Here is a 9157-nt window from a genome sequence, read left to right as displayed (position 1 = left end):
CGTGGACGGCGTCCTCGACACGAGCTGCGCGATGCAGACTCGAGACGAGCACCTCGGGTACGTGGGCGTCGGCCTTCGACCCGTGCGTCACGTACGAACCCTGCCATACCGAGGCAGATCCCCGCGGGTTGATCCCAGGCTCACCCACCACAGCATTGGTGTTCTACGGGCGGACACCCACCGTGGAGTTCCAGGATCCCGTGACGTCACGGGCGTGGCAGCGGGAGATGGCCGAGGCGGTGACCGCCGACCGCCGACCGCCGACCGCCGACGGCCACGATCTCGAGCGGAACCGGCGGGCAGCGGCGCCCCGCTGCCGCGTTCGTTGACATGACGACAGCGGTGCCCGGCGGGTAGGCCGTGTCGAGGTGGGGTAATGCTCCGCCGTGAGCGAGTCACCCAGGACGGGTGAGCAACCCGACCGGCTTGGCCGTCGACTCATCCGGTCGACCCGTGGCCGGGACAGGCGGCGGCATGCAGACGGCAGGGTAGGTTCGCCGGACTTCGACCGCGGGTGTGGTCGTTCTCTCAGCTCGGCTTAGTTGATGTTGACCTCGACTCGCCTGATCCAGACGACAGGTAGTGCGCGATCACAACGCTGTGAAGGAGCGGACGTAGCGATGAGTTCCCCTCACCCTCCCGCGGGTGGACCAGTGGGCCGGCTACCCGGTGAGTCCCTCGGCGATCCCGCGGCGGCTCCCGCCGAGATCAACGGCACTTCTCGCGATCGCGAGAGCGTGGACGCACCGGAGCGCGCCGTTGACGTCGAGACCGGTCGTGAAAGCAGGGCCGAGCAGGTCCGCGCTCAAGCGGCGGCCAGGGCTGCGCAACTACGCGGCCAGGCGATGGAGAAGGCTCCGCAGGTTCGCGCTCAGGCCGCCGCGAACCGGGGTAAGGCCGCGGCAGCCTTGGCATTTGTCGTACTGGTGTTGTGGCTCCGTCGCCGACGGAGCCGGCGGTCGTCGCGGACCGCGGATGGTCTGGCCGGTGCCCTTGACCAGCAGGCGCGCAGCCTCGTCGGCGACACGGTCGACGCGCTGAGCGACGAGGCGGGGCCCACCGGACGGGGCCGGGACAAGGCGCAGAAGACACGCGCTCGCGCCGCTGCCAAGGCGCAGGCTCGTGCGCAGGCCATCGAGAAGGCGCAGCAGGCTCGTGCGCAGGCCATCGAGAAGGCGCAGCAGGCTCGTGCGCAGGCCGTCGAGAAGGCGCAGCAGTTGCGTGCGCAGGCGAGCGAGAAGGCGCAGGCCGCTGAGATGGCACAGCATGCGGCCCAGGAGGCCCAGGAGCTGGTCCAAGCCTTGCGGAAGCAGCTGCCGAGGCGGGTGACGCGCACCGGGTGACCCTCCGCGGCGTCTGCTGGTGACCGCCCGTCGAGACTGTCGAGAGGGCGTGGACCGACGACGTCGACGTGGTCGTCGAGTTCTTACGCGGTGTCCCCGACGACGTGACGGTCGGCAGCCATGTCGTGGCGCTGAGCTGTCCAGTGGGGCCGGCGGACCGGCTGGAGTCGTCCCTCGCGCCGCGACGAATCCGGTTCCGTCCTGAAGCATTTCCTTCGACGGTGATCCGGGCCACACTGCCCAGACGTCACCGAGGAGCCGCGATGCACGAGCTCGCCATCACCCAGGGCATCGTCGAGATGATCGTCGAGCGGACCGACAGCGCCCGGGTCACGGCCGTGTACCTGCGGATCGGCAAGGTCTCCGGGGTCGTGCCGGAGGCCGTCCGGTTCTGCTTCGACCTGGTGGCGGCCGGCTCGCCGGTCGAAGGTGCTCGGCTGGAGATCGACGAGCCGCCGGGCCGGGCGCGGTGCCGCTCCTGCGGGTGCGCCTTCGCGGTGGAGGGGCTGGTCGTGCTCTGCCCGTGCGGCAGTGCCGACGTCGAGGTCGTCGGCGGAGATGAGCTGCTCGTGCGCGCGGTGGAGGTGGTCTGAGGATGTGCGCGACGTGCGGGTGCGGCTCGGAGGGCCCGCGCTTCACCACGTTCGGGGCCGCCGCCGGCTCTCGGCAAGGCCACGGGCACGGGCACGGGCACGGGCACGGCGAGCACGAGCACGTATCACGCACCGTCGTCCTCGAGGAACGGGTGCTGGCGCGCAACGACCTGCTCGCCGCCGACAACCGCCGCCTCCTGGCCGAGCGCGGCGTCGTCGCCGTCAACCTGATGAGCTCACCCGGGTCGGGCAAGACGACCCTGCTCGCCCGGACGGTCCGCGAGCTCGCACCGCGGCCCATGGCCGTGGTGGAGGGTGACCAGGAGACGCTGCTGGACGCCGAGCGGATCCGCGCCACCGGCTGCCCGGTCGTCCAGATCAACACCGGAGAGGGCTGCCACCTCGACGCCGCGATGCTGCGGCGCGGCCTCGACGCGCTCGACGTGGCGGCGGGGTCGCTGGTGTTCGTCGAGAACGTCGGCAACCTGGTCTGCCCGGCACTGTTCGACCTCGGCGAGACGAGCCGGGTGGTGGTCATGTCGGTCACCGAGGGCGCGGACAAGCCGGCCAAGTACCCGCACATGTTCCGTACCGCGGACCTGGTGCTGGTCAACAAGGTGGACCTGCTCCCGTACGTGGACTTCGACCCGGAGTTGTGCGCGGAGCGGATCCGGAGGATCAACCCGGCGGCGCAGGTCCTGCTCATCTCGGCGACGACCGGGGAGGGCCTGGCGGCCTGGTACGCCTGGCTGGGCACCCCCGGCTTCGCCGGTTGACGTCCCACCCACCGCGAGTACAGTGATGATCGCTGTGACCAGCATCACAGTGGGGTTGGCCCTTCGGTCGGGGGGAACCATGCAGGACTCGACGACGGCTGGCGGGTACGGGCGGCGATCCCCGTGACCGTGCCGTCGGGCGCGTCCCACCCCCACACACCGGAGTCCGACGCGTCGGGGTGTCCGGCGGGGTTCGCCGCCGCGCGCGCCGTGGCGGACGCGGTGCTCTATGAGGGCTACCTCCTCTACCCCTACCGGCGGTCGTCGGGGAAGAACCGGGTGCGCTGGCAGTTCGGCGTCCTCGCTCCGCGGAGCTGGATCGAGGCCGGCGGGCCGGCCGCGCCGACCGTGGCCGGCGCCGCGGACGCCTGGCAGCAGCGGACCGAGTGCCTGCTGGAGGCCGCACCGGATGCCCGGGTCTTCGTGCGGCTGCGGTTCCTGCAGCTCCAGCACCGGTCCGTGCGGGACGAGACGGACCGCGAGGTGGACGCGCTGGAGGCCGGCGGCGTCCGCCACCTGACGTTCGACGAGGCCGTGCCGCGTGAGGTCGACATCGTCGTCGACCTCACCTCCCTGCACGGCGCCCCGTACGTCACTCCGGTCGAGTTCCCCGGCGGCGAGGAGGCGGAGGCGCTGCCGGACGGGGCGGGACGGGTTGTCCGCACGCGCGCGCCGGTCTCGGCCGTCGTGCGCGCGTCGAGGGCGGACGCGCCGGCCCCGTTCCTCCTGCACGTCCTGCGCGTGGAGGTCGAGAACACCGTCGCGGACCTGGCCGCCGACGCGCCCCGGCCCGACGCGCTGCGCCGCTCCCTCGTCGCCGCGCACACCCTGCTGGGCGTGCGCCACGGGGCGTTCCTGTCGCTGCTCGACCCGCCCGCCTGGGCCGCCCACGCCGCCGGCGCCTGCGTCAACCTGCACACGTTCCCGGTGCTGGCCGGGGGCGACGACGCCCCGTCCGCAGTGGTCCTCTCCTCGCCGATCATCCTCTACGACCACCCGAGGGTGGCGCCGGAGAGCCCGGGCGACCTGTTCGACGCCGGCGAGATCGACGAGATCCTGACCCTGCGCACGCTGACCCTCACCGACGAGGAGAAGCGCGAGGCGCGGGCCACCGACGCCCGGGCCGCGGAGGTGATCGACCGGGCGGACGCGATCCCGCGGGAGGTGCTCGCCCGGCTGCACGGCGCGGTGCGCTCGCTCACCCCGGTCGGTCAGAAGCCGGTCGGACCCGCCCCCGTTGCCATCGCGGCGGCCGAGGACGGGGTCGGCCCGCCGCCGCTGCCGGAGCCGTCAGCGCCCTGGTGGGACCCGGGCGCGGACGCGTCGGTCTCCCCGGGGACGGACGCGGTGCTCGTCGACGGGGTCCGGGTGGCGCGGGGGTCCCGGGTGCGCCTGCACCCGCGGGCCCGGGGCACCGACGTGCACGACATGTTCCTCGAGGGCCGTTCGGCGCACGTCGAGGCCGTGCTGCTCGACGTCGACGGGTCCACGCACCTCGCGGTGACCGTGGACGACGACCCGGGCGCGGACCTGCACCGGTGGTACGGCCGTCACCACTACTTCGCCCCGGACGAGGTCGTCCCGTGCGACGGCGCGCCGTGAACGAGCGCGCAGCAGCCGGCCGCGTGCTGGTGGCCGGCATCGGCAACGTCTTCCTCGGCGACGACGGGTTCGGTGTGGAGGTCGTCCGGCGGCTCCACCTGGCGACGCTGCCGGCCGGGGTGGACGTCGCCGATTACGGCATCCGCGGCGTGCACCTCGCCTACGACCTGCTCGACGGCCGGCACCGCACCGTCGTGATCGTCGACGCCGTCCCGCTCGACGACCCGCCAGGCACGCTCGCCGTGCTGCAGGTCGACCCCATGGGCGGTGGGGCGCCGGTGGACGCGCACGGGATGCACCCGGCAGCGGTGCTCGCCCTGCTGCACGACCTGGGCGGGACCGTGGACCGGGTGCTGGTGGTCGGCTGCGTGCCCGCGGACGTCGCCGAGCGGATGGGGCTCTCGGAACCGGTGGCGGCGGCGGTCGACGCGGCGGTGCGGTTGGTGTCCGAGGTGGTGGCGGCAGAGGTGGTGGCGGCCGAGGTCGGGGTCGCCGCGGTACGGAACTGAGCACGAGGGGACGAGCGCGCGACGACGGAGGGACTCCCGATGACGGTCGAGACGACGGGGTCGACGAACGGCCGGCCCCAGGGTGTGGACGAGGTGCACATCCTCTGGATCTCGGAAGGGTTGAGCTGCGACGGGGACACGGTGTCGGTCACCGCGGCGTCCCAGCCGGCGATCGAGGACGTCGTCACGGGCCTGGTCCCGGGCCTGCCGACGGTCCACCTGTACAACAAGGTGCTCTCGCCGACGCTGGGCGGCGAGGAGTACCTGGCCCCGTTCCGCGCGGCGGCCCGCGGCGAGCTCGCGCCGTTCGTCCTGGTGATCGAGGGGTCGATCCCGAACGAGAACATCAACGGTGACGGGTACTGGACCTCGTTCGGCAACGACGAGCGCACCGGCGAGCCGCTCACCCTGAACTGGTGGATCGACCGGCTCGCGCCGCGCGCCTGGGGGGTCGTGGCGATCGGCACGTGCGCCACGTACGGCGGCATCCACGCGATGGCGGGCAACCCGACCGGTGCCATGGGCCTCGCCGACTACCTGGGCTGGGACTTCCGCAGCACCGCCGGACTGCCGATCGTCAACGTCCCCGGCTGCCCGGTGCAGCCCGACAACTTCATGGAGACGCTGACCTGGCTGCTCTACCACGCGGCGGGCGCCGCGCCGCCGCCTCCGCTGGACGAGCTGCTGCGCCCACAGTGGATCTTCGGGCGGACCGTGCACGAGGGCTGTGACCGGGCCGGCTACTACGAGCAGGCCGACTTCGCGAAGGACTACAACTCGCCCAAGTGCCAGGTCAAGATCGGCTGTTGGGGCCCGGTCGTGAACTGCAACGTCCCCAAGCGGGGCTGGATGGGCGGCATCGGCGGCTGCCCGAACGTCGGCGGGATCTGCATCGGCTGCACGATGCCGGGCTTCCCGGACAAGTTCATGCCGTTCATGGACATGCCGCCGGGGGCGAGCGTGTCGTCGCTGGCCGCGAAGCCCTACGGCGCCTTCATCCGCCGGATGCGCGGCATCACCAACGGCACGGTGAACAAGGAGCCGAAGTGGAGGCACAACAAGGAGGCGCTGACCAGCGGTTACGACCCGCGCTACCGGCCCTGACCCGCCTGACCGAAGGGAAGACGACATGACCGCCACCGAGCAGGCCTCCACCGGTCAGCGCAAGCCCGGCCAGATCGTGGAGATGGCGTGGGACCCGATCACCCGGATCATCGGGAACCTCGGCATCTACACGAAGATCGACTTCGCCAACCAGGTCGTCACCGAGTGCCACAGTACGTCGTCGCTGTTCCGCGGCTACTCCGTGTTCATGAAGGGCAAGGACCCGCGCGACGCCGGCTTCATCACCAGCCGCATCTGCGGGATCTGCGGGGACAACCACACCGTCTGCTCGGTGTACGCGCAGAACATGGCCTACGGGATCAAGACCCCGAAGATGGCCGAGTGGATCGTCAACCTCGGCGAGGCCGCGGAGTACCTGTTCGATCACACGATCTTCCAGGACAACCTGGTGTTCGTGGACTTCTGCGAGGCGATGGTCCGGCAGACCAACCCGTCCGTGCTGGCGCGGGCGGAGAACACGCCGTCGCCTCGTGCCGACGTGCACGGGCTGCGGACGATCGCCGACATCATGCGCGCGTTCAACCCGTTCGAGGGCGAGGTCTACAAGGAGGCGCTGAAGGTCTCGCGGGTCACGCGCGAGATGTTCTGCCTGATGGAGGGCCGGCACGTCCATCCGTCGACGGTCTATCCCGGCGGCGTCGGCACGATGCCCGAGCCGACGCTGTTCACCGACTACCTCAGCCGGCTGCTCGACATCCTCGACTTCGTCAAGAAGGCCGTCGCGCTCAACGACGACATCTTCGACTTCTGGTACGAGGCGCTGCCCGGCTACGAGGACGTCGGCCGCCGGCGGGTGCTGCTGGGCTGCTGGGGCGCGTTCCAGGACCCCGAGGTCGTCGACTACCGCTACGAGACGATGACCGACTGGGGCCGGGCGATGTTCGTGACGCCCGGGATCGTCGTCGACGGGAAGCTGCTCACCACGGACCTGGTGGACATCAACCTCGGGATCCGGATCCTCCTCGGCAGCTCCTTCTACAAGGACTGGGTGAACGAGGCGCCGTTCGTCACGCACGACCCGCTCGGCAACCCGGTGGACATGCGCCACCCGTGGAACCAGACCACGCTGCCCGAGCCGCAGAAGCGCAACTTCGACGAGAAGTACAGCTGGGTGATGAGCCCGCGCTGGTTCGACAAGGCCACGGGCGACCACCTCGCCCTCGACACCGGCGGCGGCCCGTTCGCCCGGCTCTACACCACCGCGTTGGCCGGGCTGGTGGACACGCCGTACGTGACGGCGCGGGGCGGGGGTGTGCAGATCTCGCTGCCGAAGAGCCGCACCCTGCCGGAGACGACGCTGGAGTGGCGGCCGCCGGCTTGGTCGAACGCGATCGAGCGCAACCGCGCGCGGGTCTACTTCGTCGCCTACGCGGCGGGCATGGCGGTGCACTTCCTCGAGCAGGCCATGGCGCGGATGCGGGACGGCGACAGCAAGGTCTTCCAGGGCTTCGACGTCCCGGACACGGCGATCGGGTGCGGCTTCCACGAGGCCGTGCGCGGGGTCCTGTCGCACCACATGGTGATCCAGAAGGGCAAGATCGCCAACTACCACCCGTACCCGCCGACGCCGTGGAACGGCAGCCCGCGCGACAGCTACGGCACCCCGGGCCCCTACGAGGACGCCGTCCAGGACATGCCGATCTTCGAGGAGAACGGGCCGGACGACTTCAAGGGCGTCGATATCATGCGTGCCGTCCGCAGCTTCGACCCGTGCCTGCCCTGCGGCGTGCACATGTACCTGGGGAACGGCCGCACGCTGCAGAAGGTGCACTCGCCGATGTTCGGCGCCAACCATGGCTGAGCCCCTGCGGGTGGACGACCCCAGCGTGGACCGGCTGGACGACGCGGCGGTGCGGGAGCGGCTGACCGGCCTCGACGAGCTGCTCGACCGCGTCGAGCAGATCCCGGGACCGGCCGGAGAGCTGGCGCTGGAGGCGGTGGCGGCGCTCGCCGAGGTCTACGGCGAGGCGCTGGCCCGGACGCTGGCGCTCACGGCCGATCCGGGGGCGTTCGTCGCGGACGAGCTGCTCGGGCACCTGCTGGTGCTGCACGGCCTCCACCCCGATCCGGTCGACCGCCGGGTCGCCCGGGCGCTGGACGAGATGGCACCCGCGCTGCGTGAGCGCGGCGGCGAGGTCGCGCTGACCGGCCTGGACGACGGGGTGGCGCACGTGCGGCTCACGCTGTCCGGATGCGGCTCGGCCGGCGTCGAGGAGGAGGTCCGCACCGCGGTGCTGGCGGTCGCACCGGAGCTGCACGACGTCCGCCGGGAGACGCCCCCGCGCGCTCCGGCGTTCGTCCCCCTCGACTCGTTGACGCAGCGACCTGCCGGGGTGGGCCCGTGACGGCCGGGCCCGCGGAACGGACGGCACGGCCGGCGGCGTGGGGGGCGCTGGGCCGGGTGATCCGCCGCCGGTCCGCGGCCTCCGCGGCCACGGCGGCCACGGCGGAGCGCTGCGACCTGTGCGCCGTCACCGTCCCCGAACGCCACCGGCACGTCCTCGACCTGCGCGGCGGCGAGCTGCAGTGCGTCTGCCAGGGCTGCGCGCTGCTGTTCGAGCGCGAGGCGGCCGGCCGCGGGCACTACCGCCTCGTTCCGCGGGACCGGCTGCGGCTAACGGAGTTCGCCCCCGCCGAGCTGGGCGTCCCGGTGGGCCTGGCGTTCTTCGTGCTGGGCGACGACGGCGCGGTGGTTGCGCACTACCCGAGCCCGGTCGGGGCGACGGAGTGGGACGTCGACGCCGACGCCTGGCTGGGGGCGCGGGAGCGGTGTCCGGCGCTGCGCGACCTGCAGCCCGGCGTGCAGGCGTTCCTGGTGAACACCGCCCGGGGTGCGCGCGAGCACTGGATCGTGCCGATCGACGATTGCTACCGGCTGGTGGCGCTGATCCGCGCGGAGTGGACGGGGCTGTCCGGCGGCGACCGGGTGTGGCCCGCGATCGACCGGTTCTTCGAGGGTCTGCACCACAGCTGACGAGAGGAGCGGCCATGGCCGAGATCCGGGTGGGCAAGCCGGATGTGAAGGTCGACGCCTCGGCGCACACGAAGGGCGTGCCGCAGGGCAACGCGCCCCGCAACTACGAGAAGCAGCCGGGCCACCACGACGACGACACCGCCGACGCCCGGCGCTCCACGGGCGTCAGCCCCAAGCGTCACAACGCGATCCTGCCGAGCATGCCCAACCTGCCGCCCGGCTGACCCGATCCCGT

Annotated in this window: 10 protein-coding genes; all 10 read left to right on the top strand. The window is 72.1% G+C overall.

What is annotated here, in order from left to right:
• The first annotated feature begins 653 nt into the window (after positions 1-653).
• The 10 genes from RM445_RS26345 to RM445_RS26300 all read left to right on the top strand — a co-directional run bounded on the left by RM445_RS26345 (position 654) and on the right by RM445_RS26300 (position 9146).
• Positions 654-1343: a hypothetical protein gene (locus tag RM445_RS26345; RefSeq protein ID WP_311559552.1), complete on the top strand. Its 690-nt coding sequence runs from the start codon at positions 654-656 to the stop codon at positions 1341-1343.
• Positions 1344-1606: 263 nt separating this feature from the next.
• Positions 1607-1936, top strand: coding sequence for a hydrogenase maturation nickel metallochaperone HypA/HybF (locus RM445_RS26340; protein ID WP_311559551.1), 330 nt, complete (start codon positions 1607-1609; stop codon positions 1934-1936).
• Positions 1937-1938: 2 nt separating this feature from the next.
• The gene (gene hypB, locus RM445_RS26335) at positions 1939-2712 is read left to right on the top strand and encodes a hydrogenase nickel incorporation protein HypB (RefSeq protein WP_311559550.1); all 774 of its coding nucleotides are present in this window, start codon (positions 1939-1941) and stop codon (positions 2710-2712) included.
• Positions 2713-2835: 123 nt separating this feature from the next.
• Positions 2836-4314 (top strand): hypothetical protein, encoded by a 1479-nt coding sequence (locus RM445_RS26330; RefSeq protein WP_311559549.1) that lies wholly within the window; start codon positions 2836-2838, stop codon positions 4312-4314.
• Positions 4296-4823: a hydrogenase maturation protease gene (locus RM445_RS26325; protein ID WP_311559548.1), complete on the top strand. Its 528-nt coding sequence runs from the start codon at positions 4296-4298 to the stop codon at positions 4821-4823. The genes RM445_RS26330 and RM445_RS26325 overlap by 19 nt, the downstream gene beginning before the upstream one ends.
• Before the next feature lie 39 nt (positions 4824-4862).
• Positions 4863-5927: an NADH-quinone oxidoreductase subunit B family protein gene (locus RM445_RS26320; protein WP_311559547.1), complete on the top strand. Its 1065-nt coding sequence runs from the start codon at positions 4863-4865 to the stop codon at positions 5925-5927.
• A 25-nt stretch (positions 5928-5952) separates the two neighbouring features.
• A complete protein-coding gene (locus RM445_RS26315; RefSeq protein WP_311559546.1) occupies positions 5953-7749 on the top strand; it encodes a nickel-dependent hydrogenase large subunit in 1797 nt (598 codons plus the stop codon).
• Complete coding sequence (locus tag RM445_RS26310) at positions 7742-8293, top strand: hypothetical protein (protein WP_311559545.1); 552 nt, start codon at positions 7742-7744, stop codon at positions 8291-8293. The genes RM445_RS26315 and RM445_RS26310 overlap by 8 nt, the downstream gene beginning before the upstream one ends.
• On the top strand, positions 8290-8922 hold the full coding sequence (locus tag RM445_RS26305; RefSeq protein WP_311559544.1) for a DUF5947 family protein: 633 nt from the start codon (positions 8290-8292) through the stop codon (positions 8920-8922). The genes RM445_RS26310 and RM445_RS26305 overlap by 4 nt, the downstream gene beginning before the upstream one ends.
• Before the next feature lie 14 nt (positions 8923-8936).
• Positions 8937-9146 (top strand): hypothetical protein, encoded by a 210-nt coding sequence (locus RM445_RS26300; RefSeq protein ID WP_311559542.1) that lies wholly within the window; start codon positions 8937-8939, stop codon positions 9144-9146.
• Positions 9147-9157 lie beyond the last annotated feature (11 nt).

It is taken from the genome of Pseudonocardia charpentierae, assembly GCF_031845345.1.
Lineage (GTDB): Bacteria > Actinomycetota > Actinomycetes > Mycobacteriales > Pseudonocardiaceae > Pseudonocardia > Pseudonocardia charpentierae.
The sequence above is the reverse complement of the archived record's forward strand: the minus strand, read 5'-3'. Positions and strand labels throughout refer to the sequence as shown.